At 74.0% G+C, this 14,740-nt stretch carries 13 protein-coding genes; 4 read left to right on the top strand and 9 right to left on the bottom strand.

Annotated features, from left to right (window positions below; genetic code table 11):
- Positions 1–41 precede the first annotated feature (41 nt).
- The 5 genes from tgmB to ABZ479_RS23405 all read right to left on the bottom strand — a co-directional run bounded on the left by tgmB (position 42) and on the right by ABZ479_RS23405 (position 4,525).
- Positions 42–965, bottom strand: coding sequence for an ATP-grasp ribosomal peptide maturase (gene tgmB, locus ABZ479_RS23385; protein WP_500463394.1), 924 nt, complete (start codon positions 963–965; stop codon positions 42–44).
- Positions 966–979: 14 nt separating this feature from the next.
- On the bottom strand, positions 980–1,171 hold the full coding sequence (gene tgmA, locus ABZ479_RS23390) for a putative ATP-grasp-modified RiPP (RefSeq protein WP_018562451.1): 192 nt from the start codon (positions 1,169–1,171) through the stop codon (positions 980–982).
- Positions 1,172–1,414: 243 nt separating this feature from the next.
- Complete coding sequence (locus ABZ479_RS23395; RefSeq protein ID WP_500463395.1) at positions 1,415–2,902, bottom strand: cryptochrome/photolyase family protein; 1,488 nt, start codon at positions 2,900–2,902, stop codon at positions 1,415–1,417.
- Positions 2,903–3,068: 166 nt separating this feature from the next.
- Positions 3,069–3,623, bottom strand: coding sequence for a GNAT family N-acetyltransferase (locus tag ABZ479_RS23400; RefSeq protein WP_500463396.1), 555 nt, complete (start codon positions 3,621–3,623; stop codon positions 3,069–3,071).
- Positions 3,620–4,525 (bottom strand): amidohydrolase family protein, encoded by a 906-nt coding sequence (locus ABZ479_RS23405; RefSeq protein WP_500463397.1) that lies wholly within the window; start codon positions 4,523–4,525, stop codon positions 3,620–3,622. The genes ABZ479_RS23400 and ABZ479_RS23405 overlap by 4 nt, the downstream gene beginning before the upstream one ends.
- Before the next feature lie 140 nt (positions 4,526–4,665).
- Here ABZ479_RS23405 and ABZ479_RS23410 point away from each other — a divergent pair, with 140 nt between their 5' ends.
- The 4 genes from ABZ479_RS23410 (at position 4,666) to ABZ479_RS23425 (ending at position 10,582) form a co-directional block, all read left to right on the top strand.
- Positions 4,666–5,883 carry a CaiB/BaiF CoA transferase family protein gene (locus tag ABZ479_RS23410; RefSeq protein WP_500463398.1) on the top strand — a complete coding sequence of 406 codons (1,218 nt, stop codon included), beginning with the start codon at positions 4,666–4,668 and terminating at the stop codon, positions 5,881–5,883.
- A gap of 30 nt (positions 5,884–5,913) precedes the next feature.
- Positions 5,914–7,056: an acyl-CoA dehydrogenase family protein gene (locus ABZ479_RS23415; protein WP_500463399.1), complete on the top strand. Its 1,143-nt coding sequence runs from the start codon at positions 5,914–5,916 to the stop codon at positions 7,054–7,056.
- 82 nt (positions 7,057–7,138) lie between these two features.
- Positions 7,139–8,353, top strand: coding sequence for an acetyl-CoA C-acetyltransferase (locus ABZ479_RS23420; protein ID WP_499602986.1), 1,215 nt, complete (start codon positions 7,139–7,141; stop codon positions 8,351–8,353).
- Positions 8,354–8,398: 45 nt separating this feature from the next.
- Positions 8,399–10,582: a 3-hydroxyacyl-CoA dehydrogenase NAD-binding domain-containing protein gene (locus ABZ479_RS23425; protein ID WP_500463400.1), complete on the top strand. Its 2,184-nt coding sequence runs from the start codon at positions 8,399–8,401 to the stop codon at positions 10,580–10,582.
- Between the two features lie 50 nt (positions 10,583–10,632).
- Here the strand turns inward: ABZ479_RS23425 and ABZ479_RS23430 are convergent, their stop codons facing one another.
- The 4 genes from ABZ479_RS23430 to ABZ479_RS23445 all read right to left on the bottom strand — a co-directional run bounded on the left by ABZ479_RS23430 (position 10,633) and on the right by ABZ479_RS23445 (position 14,687).
- Positions 10,633–11,409: a MerR family transcriptional regulator gene (locus ABZ479_RS23430; protein WP_499602982.1), complete on the bottom strand. Its 777-nt coding sequence runs from the start codon at positions 11,407–11,409 to the stop codon at positions 10,633–10,635.
- A gap of 208 nt (positions 11,410–11,617) precedes the next feature.
- Positions 11,618–12,004, bottom strand: coding sequence for an STAS domain-containing protein (locus ABZ479_RS23435; RefSeq protein WP_500463401.1), 387 nt, complete (start codon positions 12,002–12,004; stop codon positions 11,618–11,620).
- Positions 12,001–13,098, bottom strand: a complete 1,098-nt coding sequence (locus ABZ479_RS23440; protein WP_500463402.1) for a cobalamin B12-binding domain-containing protein — start codon at positions 13,096–13,098, stop codon at positions 12,001–12,003. The genes ABZ479_RS23435 and ABZ479_RS23440 overlap by 4 nt, the downstream gene beginning before the upstream one ends.
- On the bottom strand, positions 13,095–14,687 hold the full coding sequence (locus tag ABZ479_RS23445; RefSeq protein ID WP_500463403.1) for a PP2C family protein-serine/threonine phosphatase: 1,593 nt from the start codon (positions 14,685–14,687) through the stop codon (positions 13,095–13,097). The genes ABZ479_RS23440 and ABZ479_RS23445 overlap by 4 nt, the downstream gene beginning before the upstream one ends.
- Between the last annotated feature and the right edge of the window lie 53 nt (positions 14,688–14,740).

Here is a 14,740-nt window from a genome sequence, read left to right on the forward strand (position 1 = left end):
GTGGGCAGGTGAGCCGGCCAGGTGATCAGCCGGCCGGGTGATCAGCCGGTCAGCCAGCCGGCGATGGCCGCGGTGATGGGCTGCCCCGTCGCCAGCTCGACGAAGCCGAACTGACCGCCCTGGTTGCACTCCAGGAACCACCAGGTCCCGTCGGTGTCCTCGGCGAAGTCGAAGGCGCCGTAGGCGAGTCCGGCCGCGGTCATGTACTCCCGCACCGAGCGCGCGATGCGCACCGGCGGCTGCACGGGTTCCCAGTCCACGTCCTCGGGGCTGCCGAAACGGCCGTCCACCTGGTCGGGACCGGACTTCTTGCGGGCCGCGAACAACTCCGTCCCGACACAGGTCAGGCGGATGTCGGCGGCCTTGGGTATGTACTGCTGCAGCAGCGTCGGCCCGGCCGCGACCGCGGAGAAGTCTGCGTCCGGGGCGACCAGCGTGGTCGGCAGCGCCATCGGTGGATCGCCCGGGTGCGTGCCGGAGACCGACTTGACGACCAACTGCGGATGCTGCTCGGCGAACTCCCGTGCCGCCTGCGGGAAGGTGGTGATGAGCGTGGCGGGGACCGCGAACCCCGAGTGGTGCGCGGTGAACAACTGCCACGGCTTGTAGCGGGCCTGCGTCGCGGCGGCCGGGTGGTTCATCCACCGGGCCCGGACGCAGCGCAGCGCCCCGTACAGTGCCGCGCCGGCCTCGGCGGTCAGCCACTCGGACTGCTCCACCGCGCCCGCGCCGGGTGTGCCGGGTCTTCGTATCCACAGGGAGCGCACGCTGTCCATGCTCACCATGCGCTCCTGGACCGAGAGGTACCCGCGTACGTCACCGCGTACGTACTCGGCCGACATGGACACCTCGCCGGGCAGGTCCGCAGGGTCCAGGCGGACCACCGGCGTCCCGCGGTCGTGCAGCGCGGCCACCACCAGGTCGGCTGTCACGTCCTCGGGAGAGGTGAGGATCAGGACGGTCATCGGGTTCGGGGTGCTCAGTCGTCGAAGTGCGTCTTGGAGCCGGCGGTGGAGACGGTGGCGGCCGTGGCGAGCAGCAGCGCGCGGTCGGTGATGACGGGGCGGCCGTCGGGGAGCACGTTCAGCTGCAGGGCGGAATCGTAGGTGTACGGCGCTACAAATGTTTCGGGTGTGGCCGGTCGGGCATGAATCAGCGCGAACGGTCGCATGGCTTCTCCTCACTTCTCCTGCGCGTCGGGCAGCAACCAGCTCCAGCGCCCAACTGCGGCCCTACGTATGAGACTCACGTGGTGCCCTGAACCGTTCCCTGTTATTGGTGTGACGCAGGTAACTATACGTGCCTGAAGTGCATCGAGTTCGCTACGCAGAGTGACATGGTGGCTCTCCTTCGTAGGTGTCGCCAGGGGGCACCCGTGTTCGGGTACCCGCTGCGCGGCCGAGGTTGCACTCCGTCACGGAGTCCGGCGCCCGCGCTCCTCCTCCAGCGCCAGCACCTCGGGCAGGTTCCCCAGCCGCTCCAGACCCCGAACCGCCCTCGCCGTACGGTGGTTGGCGGCGAGCAGGTCCCGGTGCCGGTGCACGAAGGACCAGTAGCCGGTCGTGTACGGGCAGGCGCGCTCGCCCGTCCGTTCGGCGGGCCGGTAGGCGCAGCCGTCGCACAGGTCGCTCATGCGGTGGATGTAGGCGCCCGCCGAGGTGTACGGCTTGGTCGTCATCAGCCCGCCGTCCGCGTACTGGGACATCCCGACCACGTTCGGCGCCATCACCCAGTCGTGGCCGTCGACGAAGCAGCGGTGGAACCAGTCCGTCAACTCCGCCGGGTCCCAACCCTGTTGGAGCGCGTGGCTGCCCAGCACCATCAGCCGGGGGATGTGGTGGGTCCAGCCCGTGTCCCGGACCTGGGCCAGCACCGTCGACAGGCAGCGGGCCCGCACCGCGTCCGCGTCCAGTTCCAGGAACCACCGCGGCAGCCGCGTGTGGTGGTCCAGCGCGTTGCGCTGCCGGTAGTCCGCGCCGAAGTGCCAGTAGACCTGCTGCACGTACTCCCGCCATCCGGCGACCTGCCGCACGAAGCCCTCCACGCTGTTCAGCGGCGCCGCACCGCTGCGCAGCGCGCGCTCCGCCCGCTCGACGCACTCGGCGGGGTGCAGCAGCCCCAGGTTCAGGGGGGCGGAGAGCAGGCTGTGGCTCATCACCGGGTCCCCGGCCAGCATCGCGTCCTCGTACCGGCCGAAATCCGGCAACCGGTGCGCCATGAAGGCGCGCATCGCCGCCAGCGCCTCGCGCCGGGTCGCGGGGAACAGCCGCGGGCCGTCGCGTCCGACGAAGCGGACCAGCCCCTCGCGCTCCCAGCGGTCCAGGTCGCGCCGGACCTCCTCGTCGATCTCGTCCTCGTGCGGCCGCCAGGGCGGCGGCACCCCGAGGTCGTCCCGGTCGCGCGGCGGCGGCTCCCGGTTGTCGTGGTCCAGGTTCCAGCGGCCGCCCGCCGGTTCGCCGCCGTCCATCAGCAGGTCGTGGGACCGGCGCACCCAGCGGTAGAAGTCCTCCAGCAGCAGGCGTCCGCCGCGGCGCCCTTCGAGCCAGCCGGCGAAGTCCTCGCGCGACACCAGGAATCCCCGGTCCGGCAGGACCTCGACCTGGTCCAGCCCCTCCACCAGCCGCAGCGCGGCCCGCGAGGCCGGCCGGGACACCGTCACCCGCGCGTCGCCGACCGCCTCGCGCAGCCCCTCGCGGTAGGTCGCGGCCCGCACGTAGCGCACCCGGTCGCCGAGTTCCGCCGCCCGGTGCCGCATCGCCGACAGCACGAGGTGCGCCTTGGCGCGGTGCGAGCGGCGCCGGGCGAACGCCGAGCGTGCCTCGATCATCACCACGGGGACGCCGCGGCCGAGGAAGTGCGGCCCCAACTGGTCGCCGAAGAGCCAGTGCGGACGTGGCGCCATAAGGGGTACCTCCGGGGCGTGTGCGGCGGGACGTAACGGGATGTTCCGGGCGGGGACATCCTTCATCACGCCGGCGGCCGGTGCCCGCAACGGCGCCTGTGTGGCTGCCCGCCGGTGTCGCCGCACGGTGCACTACCCCGCGCCCTCCTCCGTGCGCCCGGGCCGGTCAGCCCCGTGCGGCGCCGGACGGCGGGGTGACGTCGCGCCGCCAGCGGGTCTCGCCGTCCACGACGACGGACGTGGGCGCCAGGCCCGCGGCGGCCGCGACCGCCCCGGAAGCCCCGTGCTCCGGGTGGACGTGGGCGATCACGCGGCCGACCGGGAGCGTCGTGAGCCATCCGACCAGGGCGACGGCCGCCTCGGTGGCGATGCCGCGGCCCTGCCACGGCGTGCCGACCACCCAGGCGACCTCCGCGACCGTGCCGTCGGGGGTGTCCCACGCCACCGTGGCCTGCACGGTGCCGGCGAGGCGGCCGTCCTCGCGGAGCCGGAGGACCCAGTTCCACCAGGAGACCGCGGGGTCCCCTGAGCCGGCGACCAGGCGCGTGTAGCGGGCGCGCAGGCCCGGCGCGTCGTACGGGGTGCCGCCGGTGAACGCGTGGAGCCCGGGGTCGGAGAGCACGTCGGCCATCTCCTCCGCGTGCTCCACCCGCAGCGGTTCGAGCAGCAGCCGCGGCGTGGTGATCGCCTCCGGCCCCGCGGGCCGCCCCGGCGGCGTCACCGCGGCATCCCGAAGAGGCGTACGGCGTTGCCGTGCAGGACGCCCCGCGTCCACGCGTCGCCCAGCTCCAGCCGCGTCAGCGCCCGCAGCGCGTGCAGGTAAGCGTACGGGATGTTGGGGAAGTCGCTGCCGAACAGCACGCGTTCGCCGAGGTCGGCCAGCCGCTTGCGCTCCGGGGGCGGGAAGGGCGCGGCGGCCTCGCTGAAGTCCGTGAACGCCATCGTGGTGTCCAGGTGCACCCCCTCGTACCGCTCGGCGAGGTCCAGGAACGCCCCGTACTCGGGCATGCCCATGTGCGCGACGACCAGCCGCAGCCGGGGGTGCCGGGCCAGCAGCCGGGCGATCGGGCCGGGACCCGTGTGCCGGCCGGGGACGGGACCCGAGCCGCAGTGGGTGACGACGGGGACGCCGGCGTCCGCGAGCAGCCCCCAGACGGGGTCGAGCAGCGGGTCGTTGGGGTCGAAGGCCCCCACCTGCACGTGGCACTTGAAGACCCGGGCGCCGGCCTCCAGGGCCTGCCGGACGTAGCCGGGGGCCTCCGGCTCCGGGAAGAAGGTCGCCGTGTGCAGGCAGTCGGGCGTCCGGGCGGCGAAGTCCGCGGCCCAGGCGTTCAGCCAGGCGGCCATCGCCGGCTTGTGCGGGTAGAGCATCGAGGTGAAGGCGCGCACCCCGTACGCCCGCAGCGTGGCCACCCGCTCCTCCTCGCCGGTGCGGTACGCGATCGGCCACGGCCGGCCCGTGAGCGGGCCGGCGGAGTCGAAGTACGCCCAGACCTTGGCGAGCACGCGGTCCGGCATGAAGTGCGTGTGCACGTCCACGATCCCCGGCAGGCCCAGGTCCTGCCAGAGCTCCCTCACCCGTACGGCGTCGTCCGGCGGGCCTGCGTCCGTCACCTCTGCCACTGTGCCTCCTCCATGGTGGTGATCCTCACACGAACCGCGGCCCGCCGGGGCTGCGGCCCTTGTCAACGGCATCGCGCATCCATAGCATCGCCAGTGTTACAGCAATACTGTCATGCTCGCCGCGAAGCCGGAGGCCCCCGATGACCGAGGCGCGAACGCGACCGCGGGAGGCGTCCGAGGCGTCCACCGCGGGCGGGCCGCTCACCGGTGTGCGCGTGGTGGAACTGGCCGGCATCGGCCCGGCCCCGTTCGCCGCCATGCTCCTCGGCGACCTCGGCGCCGACGTCGTCCGCGTCGACCGGCCCGGCGGCTCCCGGCTCGGCATCGACCCGGCGCACGACGTCACCAACCGCAACAAGCGCTCCGTGGTCGCCGACCTCAAGAGCGAGGAGGGCGTACGGCTGGTCCTGGACCTGGCCGCCCGCGCCGACGTCCTGCTGGAGGGCAACCGCCCCGGCGTCGCCGAGCGCCTGGGCGTCGGCCCGGCGGACTGCCACGCCCGCAACCCCCGCCTCGTCTACGGCCGCATGACCGGCTGGGGCCAGGACGGGCCGCTCGCCCCGCGCGCCGGGCACGACATCGGCTACATCGCCGTCGCCGGGGCCCTCGGGATGATCGGCCCCGGCGACGGGCCGCCCGCGATCCCGGCCAACCTGCTCGGCGACTACGCCGGGGGCTCCCTCTACCTGGTCACCGGGGTGCTCGCCGCCCTGCACCACGCCCGGACCACCGGCACAGGCCAGGTCGTCGACGCGGCCATCGTCGACGGTGTCGCCCACCTCGGCGCGATGATCCGCGGCATGGCCGCCGCCGGGGGCTGGCAGGACCGGCGGGGCGCCAACCTGCTGGACGGCGGCTGCCCCTACTACGCCGTCTACGAGACGGCCGACGGCGGATGGATGGCCGTCGGCGCCCTGGAGCCCGCCTTCTACGCCGAGTTCGCCCGGCTGCTCGGCCTCCCCGAGGACGCGCCGGACCGGGGCGACCTCGGACGCTGGGACGAACTGCGCGCGGTGATCGCGGCCCGCTTCACGACCCGTACCCGCCAGGAGTGGACGGAGGTCTTCGAGGGCAGCGACGCCTGCACGGCGCCGGTGCTGTCGCTGGCCGAGGCCGCGGCCCATCCCCACCTGGCGGCCCGCGGCACCTTCGCCGGCCCCGGCGGCGTCACCCAGCCCGCCCCCGCCCCGCGCTTCTCCGTCACCCCCGGCGCGCTGCGGCGGCCGCCCGCCCTGCCCGGCGCGCACACCGCGGAGGTCGCCCGCGACTGGGACCTCCCGGTGCCGCGGGCGGTCGCGCCCGCCGCCGCGACGCCCGTCACCTCCCTCGTCGAGCGGGCCGCGGACCGGCTCCCGTAGCCGGGCCACCGGCGGAAGGCAGGCACCAGCATGCAGCGCGAGCTCTTCACGGCCGAGCACGAGGCGTTCCGGGAGACCGTCAGGGCCTTCCTGGCCAAGGAGGTGCTGCCGCACCACGAGCGCTGGGAGAAGGCCGGCATCGTCGACCGGGAGGCCTGGCTCGCCGCCGGCCGCCAGGGCCTGCTCGGCCCCGCGGTGCCCGAGGAGTACGGCGGCGGGGGCAACGACGACTTCCGCCACGCGGTCGTGCTGGCCGAGGAGTTCGCCCGCGCCGGGGCGCACGGGCTCGCCCTGGGCCTGCACAACGACATCGTCGGCCCCTACCTGACGGGACTGGCCACCGAGGAGCAGAAGCGGCGCTGGCTGCCCGGGTTCTGCAGCGGCGAGACCATCACGGCCATCGCCATGACCGAACCCGGCGCCGGCTCCGACCTGCAGGGCATCCGCACCACCGCAACGGACGCGGGCGACGCCTGGATCCTCGACGGCTCCAAGACCTTCATCTCCAACGGGATCCTCGCCGACCTCGTGGTGGTCGTCGCCCGCACCACCCCCGAGGGCGGTGCGCGCGGGCTGAGCCTGCTCGTGGTGGAACGCGGCATGCCCGGCTTCGAGCGCGGCCGCAACCTCGACAAGATCGGCCAGAAGGCCCAGGACACCGCCGAACTCTTCTTCCACCAGGTGCGGGTGCCCAAGGAGAACCTGCTGGGCACCGAGAACCAGGCCTTCCTCCACCTCATGGCCAACCTCGCCCAGGAGCGGCTCACCATCGCCGTCGCCGCGGCGGCCGCCGCCGAGCACCTGCTGGAGCTCACCACCACCTACGTCAAGCAGCGCGAGGCCTTCGGCCGGCCGCTCGCCCGGCTGCAGCACGTACGGTTCGAGATCGCCGAGATGGCCACCGAATGCGCCGTCACCCGCACCTTCGTCGACCGCTGCGTGGGCGAGCACACGGCGGGCCGCCTCGACGCGGTGCACGCGTCGATGGCCAAATGGTGGGCGACGGAACTGCAGAAGCGGGTCACCGACCGCTGCCTGCAACTGCACGGCGGCTACGGCTACATGCGCGAGTTCCCGATCGCCAGGGCCTTCACCGACGGGCGCGTCCAGACCATCTACGGCGGCACCACGGAGATCATGAAGGAGATCATCGGCCGTTCGCTGCTCGGCTGACCACCGCGGCCCCGTCCCGCCCCACCCGCACACCCACCCGGACCCTGCCCACACCGGCACCCTCACCGAAAGGCACCCGACGTTGAGCACCGACGCCTACGTCTACGAGGCCATCCGCACCCCGCGCGGGCGCGGCAAGGCCAACGGCTCCCTGCACGGCACCAAGCCCATCGACCTGGTCACCGGGCTCATCGACGAACTGCGCCGCCGCCTGCCCGGCCTGGACCCTGCCGCGATCGACGACATCGTGCTCGGCGTCGTCACCCCGATCGGCGACCAGGGCTCCGACATCGCCAAGACCGCCGCCATCGCCGCCGGGCTGCCCGAGACCGTGGCCGGCGTCCAGGAGAACCGCTTCTGCGCCTCCGGTCTGGAGGCCGTCAACATGGCCGCCGCCAAGGTCCGTTCCGGCTGGGAGGACCTCGTCCTCGCGGGCGGTGTCGAGTCGATGTCCCGCGTCGCGATGGGCTCCGACGGCGGCGCCTGGGCCATGGACCCGATGACCAGCTACACCACCGGCTTCGTGCCGCAGGGCGTCGGGGCCGACCTCATCGCCACCATCGAGGGCCTCAGCCGCCACGACGTGGACTCCTACGCCGCCGAGTCGCAGGCCCGCGCCGTCGAGGCGTGGAAGGAGGGCCGCTTCGACCGCTCCGTCGTCCCCGTCCTCGACCGCAACGGCCTGGTCGTCCTCGACCGCGACGAGCACATCCGGCCCGGCACCACCGCCGAGAGCCTGGCCGGGCTCAAGCCGTCCTTCGCCACGATCGGCGAGGCGGGCGGCTTCGACGCCGTGGCGCTGCAGAAGTACCACTGGATCGAGCGGATCGACCACGTCCACCACGCGGGCAACTCGTCCGGCATCGTGGACGGCGCCGCCCTGGTGGCCATCGGCAACCGCGAGACGGGGGAGCGCTTCGGCCTGACCCCGCGCGCCCGCATCGTCTCCGCCGCGGTGTCCGGCTCGGACCCCACCATCATGCTCACCGGCCCCGCCCCCGCCTGCCGCAAGGCACTCGCCAAGGCCGGGCTGACCGTCGACGACATCGACCTCGTCGAGATCAACGAGGCCTTCGCCGCCGTCGTCCTGCGCTTCATGCGCGAGATGGGCCTGAGCCACGACAAGGTCAACGTCAACGGCGGCGCCATCGCGCTCGGCCACCCCCTCGGTGCCACCGGCGCCATGATCCTGGGCACCCTGGTCGACGAACTGGAGCGCCGCGACCAGCGGTACGGACTCGCCACGCTGTGCGTCGGCGGCGGCATGGGCATCGCCACCGTCGTCGAACGCCTCTGACACCCCCGTCCCGTCCCGCTTCACCCGCTACGGAGCCGACCGAACATGAGCGCACTTCCGACGAACACCACCATCCGCTGGGAACAGGACGAGACCGGGGTCGTCACGCTCGTCCTCGACGACCCGAACCAGTCCGCGAACACCATGAACCAGGCCTTCCGGGCGTCCCTGCGGGCCGTCGCCGACCGCCTGGAGGCGGAACGCGACGCCGTCCGCGGCGTCATCGTCACCTCCGCGAAGAGGACCTTCTTCGCGGGCGGCGACCTCAAGGACATGATCAAGGCGGGTCCCGAGGACGCACCGCAGATCTTCGAGGCCGGCATGGGCATGAAGCGCGACCTGCGCCGCATCGAGACCCTCGGCAAGCCCGTCGTCGCCGCGATCAACGGCGCCGCCCTCGGCGGCGGTTACGAGATCGCGCTCGCCTGCCACCACCGGGTCGCGCTCGACGCCCCCGGCTCGAAGATCGGGCTCCCCGAGGCGACGCTCGGCCTGCTCCCCGGCGGCGGCGGGGTCGTCCGCACGGTGCGGCTGCTCGGCATCACCGACGCGCTGCTGAAGGTGCTGCTGCAGGGCAACCAGTACGACCCGCGGCGCGCGCTGGAGAACGGCCTGGTCCACGAGGTCGCGACCGACCGCGACGACATGCTCGCCAAGGCGCACGCCTTCATCGACGCCCACCCCGAGTCCGCGCAGCCCTGGGACGTCAAGGGCCACCGCATCCCCGGCGGCACCCCCAGCACCCCCAAGTTCGCCGCCAACCTGCCCGCCTTCCCGGCCAACCTGCGCAAGCAGCTCGCCGGCGCCCCCTACCCGGCGCAGCGCAACATCCTGGCCACCGCCGTGGAGAGCGCCCAGGTCGACGTCGACACCGCCTTCGCCATCGAGGCCCGCTACTTCACCGAGCTGGTGACCGGCCCGATCGCGAAGAACATGATCCAGGCCTTCTTCTTCGACATGCAGGCCGTCAACTCCGGCGCCAGCCGCCCCAAGGACGTCCCGGCCCGCACCGTCACCAAGGTGGCCGTGCTCGGCGCCGGCATGATGGGCGCCGGCATCGCCTACTCCTGCGCCAGGGCCGGCATCGAGGTCGTCCTGAAGGACGTCAGCGCCGAGGCGGCGGAGCACGGCAAGGCGTACTCCGCGGGCCTCCTCGACAAGGCCCTGGCCCGGGGCCGCACCACCCCGGAGAAGCGGGACGAACTGCTCGCCCGGATCCACCCCACCGCCGACCCGCAGGACCTGGCGGGCTGCGACGCCGTCATCGAGGCGGTCTTCGAGGACCCCGCCCTGAAGCACAAGGTCTTCCAGGAGATCGAGGGCGTCGTCGCCCCCGACGCCCTGCTGTGCTCCAACACCTCCACCCTGCCCATCACGCTCCTCGCGGAGGGCGTGCAGCGCCGCGAGGACTTCATCGGCCTGCACTTCTTCTCACCGGTCGACAAGATGCCGCTGGTCGAGATCATCAAGGGCGCCCGCACCGGCGACGAGGCGATCGCCCGCGCCTTCGACCTGGTCCGGCAGATCCGCAAGACCCCGATCGTCGTCAACGACTCGCGCGGCTTCTTCACCTCGCGCGTCATCGGGCACTTCATCAACGAGGGCGTCGCGATGGTCGGCGAGGGGGTCGACCCCGCCACCGTGGAGCAGGCCGCCGCCCAGGCCGGCTACCCGGCCAAGGTGCTCTCCCTGATGGACGAGCTGACGCTCACCCTGCCCCGGAAGATCCGCGAGGAGTCGCGGCGGGCGGTGGAGGAGGCCGGCGGCAGCTGGCGGTCGCACCCCGCCGACGCCGTCGTCGACCGCATGGTCGAGGAGTTCGGACGCACCGGACGCAGCGGCGGCGCCGGCTTCTACGACTACGCGGACGGCAAGCGGGCCGGCCTGTGGCCCGGACTGCGCGAGCACTTCACCGAGCCGGAGGCGGCGGCCGTACCCTTCGAGGACCTCAAGGAGCGCATGCTCTTCGTCGAGGCCCTGGACTCCGTGCGCTGCCTGGAGGAGGGCGTCCTCACCTCCGTCGCCGACGCCAACATCGGCTCCGTCCTGGGCATCGGCTTCCCCGCCTGGACCGGTGGCGTCCTGCAGTACGTCAACGGCTACCCCGGGGGCCCGGCCGGCTTCCTCGCCCGCGCCGAGCAGTTGAGGGCCGCCTACGGGGAGCGCTTCGAGGCACCGGAGCTGCTGGTGCGCAAGGCCGAGCGGGGCGAGACCTTCACCGACGGCTGACCCGACCGACCGGCGCCGCGGCCCCCGCACCGGGGGCCGCGGCGCCGCCGTCACTCCTCGCCGCGTCCCCGGTCGCCGAGCCCGGCGGCCGTGGCCCGCAGCTCCTCGGCGAGCGACCGCTGGAAGGCGGTGACCAGGGCCTGGACGACCATCGGCTGCAGGTCGTCGGTGAGCCCGCGCATCCGGGCCCGCTCCTCCGGGGCCGGGCGCCCGGCCACGTACGGCTGCCAGACCTCCTGCTGGAACAGCCGGTGCAGCTCGTGGGCGACCGCGCGGGCGTGCTTCAGCACGATCTCCCGGGTGGCGAGCAGCGTCTCCAGCGGGATCGGCACGTCCAGCAGGCGCACGCCCAGGTGCAGCAGCGCCGGATTCACCAGCAGTACCCCGGGGTCCGCGGTGGGGTGCAGCACGCCCATGGCCGCGAGCCGGTCCAGGTCGCCTCCGCTCAGCGGCCGGCCCGCCCGCTGCTCCAGCCCGTCACGGGCCAGTTCCTCCGCGGCGTCCGGCATCCACGTCGCCACCAGCGCCCGGTGCAGCGCGAGGTCCTCGGGGGTGATGTCGGCGGGCAGTTGGTCCAGGTAGCGGCCGATCGCGGCGAGCGTCAGGCCCTGCCGCTGCAGCTCCTCGATCAGCGCGAGCCGGGCGAGGTGGTCGGGACCGTACAGACCCACGCGGCGGGTGCCCAGTTCGGGCGGCGGCAGCAGGCCCTTGGCGCTGTAGAAGCGGATCGTGCGGACCGTCGTACCGGACCGTGCCGCCAGCTCGTCCACCGTCAGGCGCGGCTCCTCGGCCGCCGGCGCGGTCTGCCGGGCGGGGGACTGCGTCATGCGCCGGATCTCGCTCTCTGCCTCGCCGCGCTGGTCATGACACCAGTATGACCGGTCGGGGTCCTCAGCCGGGGCCGCGCGGGCCGGGAGGCGGCGCCCGACGACCGTGCGCCGGTCCCGTGCGGCTGTGCCGCCGGGGCGCGTGTGCCGCCGTCGGCGATGCACGGACGGTGCGGCGTGATCCCATGAGGGTCGTCGGACGCGGGGCTCAGGACTCCGCGGGGCGGCGGGAGTGGGGGTCGGCGTCGAGGGCGGCCGCGAAGTGCGCCGCGAGGCCCGTGACCTTGACGACCCGCAGCAACTGCGGCGGCAGGGAGGTCAGCCGCAGGGCCGTGCCCGCGGCCGACGTCCTGCGCAGGGCGACGATCAGCGCGGACAGGCCCGAGGAGTCGCACACGGCGACCCCGGACAGATCGAGGACCAGCTCCGCGGGCGGGTCGCCGGGGGAGAGTTCGCCCGACACGGCGTCCAGCAGGTCCGGCGCGGTCTCGTGGTCGAGGTCCCCGGTGACGCGGAGGACCACGGTGCCCGGACCGGTGCCGGGGCCGGGGAGCTCGGTCGTCAGGTGCAGGGGTGGCAGGTGCGAGTGCGTCATGCGGTGTTCGCCGGCCGCTCCGGGCCGGTCACCTCCTCCGTCCCTCGGATCGCGGCGACGCCCGACGCGATGAGCGCGAGCGCCCGGGGGAAGTCGCGCAGGCTCGTGGCCATCAGCTCCAGGCTCACGGTCAGCGCGGTCGCCGGAACCCCGCGGGCCGCGAGGATCCGCGCGGTCCAGACGAGGAAGTCCCGGAACAGCTCCGCGTCGTCGACGTACAGCGCGGCCGCCAGATGGTCGGCGATGTGGCCCAGGTCCTCGGCGGTGCGGTCGAGTTGGTGCCCGGTGTACGAGCGGCTCGCCGGGAGGACGCCGGGCAGCGCCTCCATGGTCCCGGCGACGAGCCGGGACCTGGCCCGTACCACCAGGGTGTACTCGTCGTCGGCGAGGTGGGCGAGGGTCTCGTGCGGCTGCCGCACCTGCGGCGGCCAGGCCGACGCCAGCCGGTCGGCCGCGTCCGGGGCCGACGCCGCCCAGGCGTCCGCGCCGAGCCGGAACGCGTACCGGCCGTCGTGGCCGAAGCCCCGGCCGCCCGCCAGCACCGCCACGCCCGCCGCCTGGCAGGCGGTGATCGTGGCGTGCGCCTTGGGCAGCCGTACGCTGAGCGACGAACTCAGCGCCACGGCGTCGGGGCCGGTCTCGTGCAGGTGCGCCACCAGGTGCCGGGCCGGGACGTGGGCGCCCAGGAAGTCGACCTGCCAGCCGCGCAGCCGCAGCGTCTCGGCGACGAGCCGCGCCGGCATGGTGTGCCACTCGCCGTCCACGCAGGCGACCACCACGCGGCCCGGCGGCGGCGAGGCACGCCGGTCCGGCGGCGCGCCGGTGAGGGCGGCGACGGCGCGCTCGCTGATCGCGGTCGCGGCGTGCTCCTGGCCGACGGTGATCCGGCCGGCCGCCCACTCCCTGCCGATCCGCCGCTGTGCCGGGGCGACGACCTCCTGCAGTATGCGCTCAGGCCGGAGTCCGTCGTCGACGGCCGCCTTGACGACGGCCACCGCCGCGTACTCGTCGCCGTCCGCGATGGCGGCGAACAGGGCGTCGGCCCGGTCCTCGGCCGGACCGGCGGCGGCCCGGCGGGTGTTCACGGTGCTCATCCCGTGAACCTGCCCGGTCCGTGGCCGTTCACCGCGCTCAGGTGGGTGCCGCGCGGGGCGGCCATGCCGACCAGCGCGATGTCGTCGTGGGGGCGGTCGGCGAGCCACTCGGTGGTGCGCATCTCCACGTGTTCGACGAGGGCCTCCACCGGCATGCCGACGCAGCCGGCCACGGTCGTCTTCAGCCGCTCCGAGCCGAAGAACTCACGACCCGTCACTCCGCCGCGGGCCTCGGTGACGCCGTCCGAGTAGAGCAGGCAGCTCTCGCCGGGCTGCAGCACGGTGGTGAAGGTGGTGGCCCGTACGTCCGGTACCGCGCCGATGAGGGTGCCGGTGGTGTCGGCCTCCTCCACCTCGCCGGAGGCGCGCAGGATGAGCGGGGCCGGATGCCCGCCCGCGGTCAGCCGCAGCCGCACCTGGCCGTGGCCGAGCGGGGTGACGCCCGCCAGCACCATGGTGGCGAAGCGCGCGTGGGCGGTGTTGAGGAGCGCGTGGTTGAGCAGCGTCAGCAGCCGTACGTGGTCGGTCTCGACCATCCGCAGGGCGCTGAGGGTGTTGCGGATCCTGCCGGTGAGGACGGCCGCCTCCAGCCCCTTGCCGCACACGTCCCCGAGCACCACGGTGCTCTCGCCGTCGGAGTCCTCGGCGGGGTAGGCGTCGTAGAAGTCCCCGCCGACGCGGAGCGTCTCGCGGGACGGCCGGTAGGAGCCCGCGACCTCGGTGCCCTTGATGGGCTTGAGGAGCGGCGGCAGCAGGTCCTCCTGGAGCACGGCGGCACTGCGCGCCTGTTCGGTGTAGAGGACGGACGCCGAGATCGCGGCTCCGGCCCGGGCGGCGAAGACCCGGGCGAAGGTCTCCTCCTCGACGGTGAACGGCCCGCCGGAGCGGCGCATCAGGACGACGGCGCCCGCGGGGACCCCGTTGCCCGGGAGCGGGGTCACCAGCAGCGACTCCGGCGTGCCGAAGTCCTCGGGGAGCAGCCAGTCCGGGGCCCGCGCGGGATCGATCCAGCGGGACGGGACCGGGGGGAAGCCGGCCAAGGCCTCGGCCAGCCCCGGCACTTCGGCGGGGTCGGCGGACAGGCACCACTCCTCCACGCCCGGGCGGTCCGCGACCGCCCGGGTCAGCCGGAGCCCCCGCCGGTCGGGCGGGGTGATGACCACCGCGGCGTCGGCGAGCCGGGTGGCGGCGAGTTCGGCCGTCGCGGCCAGGCACTTGCGCAGGTTGAGGGAGGAGAGCAGCCGGGCGGACGCCTCGGCGAGGAACTCCGTGTGCTCGTGGGCGAGTCGCAGTTCCCGGTCGGTGCTGCGGGCGTCCGTGACGTCGGTGAGGTACCAGGCGTGGTGCCCGCCCGGGAGGTCGGCGCGGCGCGCGGTCACCTGCCGGCGCCCCACGCCGCCGTGGGCGGTGGGGGCACCGGAGGCGTCCGCGGCCGTCAGCCACGCCGGGGCGGTGCCGGCGAGCGGACGGCCGGCCACGACCTGCGGGGCCCAGGAGGTGACGACGGCGTTCACGGCACGTATCACCCCGGCACGGTCGCACACCACGACGGCGGTCTCGGTCAGGGAATCGATCAGCGCGCGCAGCACCCGCAGTCCGACCCGAGCGGAGGTGCCTGACCCCTGCTCTCGAACCACTGTGG

Origin of the sequence: Streptomyces sp. NPDC005722 (assembly GCF_040630935.1) — a bacterium.
Classification (GTDB): domain Bacteria; phylum Actinomycetota; class Actinomycetes; order Streptomycetales; family Streptomycetaceae; genus Actinacidiphila.

Bases quoted from the DNA above. Each gene is read 5' to 3' on its own strand.
- ABZ479_RS23415 (WP_500463399.1), top strand. From the start codon at position 5,914: ATGCAGCGCGAGCTCTTCACGGCCGAGCACGAGGCGTTCCGGGAGACC.
- ABZ479_RS23430 (WP_499602982.1), bottom strand. From the start codon at position 11,409: ATGACGCAGTCCCCCGCCCGGCAGACCGCGCCGGCGGCCGAGGAGCCG.
- ABZ479_RS23440 (WP_500463402.1), bottom strand. From the start codon at position 13,098: ATGAGCACCGTGAACACCCGCCGGGCCGCCGCCGGTCCGGCCGAGGAC.
- ABZ479_RS23435 (WP_500463401.1), bottom strand. From the start codon at position 12,004: ATGACGCACTCGCACCTGCCACCCCTGCACCTGACGACCGAGCTCCCC.
- tgmB (WP_500463394.1), bottom strand. From the start codon at position 965: ATGACCGTCCTGATCCTCACCTCTCCCGAGGACGTGACAGCCGACCTG.
- ABZ479_RS23410 (WP_500463398.1), top strand. From the start codon at position 4,666: ATGACCGAGGCGCGAACGCGACCGCGGGAGGCGTCCGAGGCGTCCACC.
- ABZ479_RS23425 (WP_500463400.1), top strand. From the start codon at position 8,399: ATGAGCGCACTTCCGACGAACACCACCATCCGCTGGGAACAGGACGAG.
- tgmA (WP_018562451.1), bottom strand. From the start codon at position 1,171: ATGCGACCGTTCGCGCTGATTCATGCCCGACCGGCCACACCCGAAACA.
- ABZ479_RS23395 (WP_500463395.1), bottom strand. From the start codon at position 2,902: ATGGCGCCACGTCCGCACTGGCTCTTCGGCGACCAGTTGGGGCCGCAC.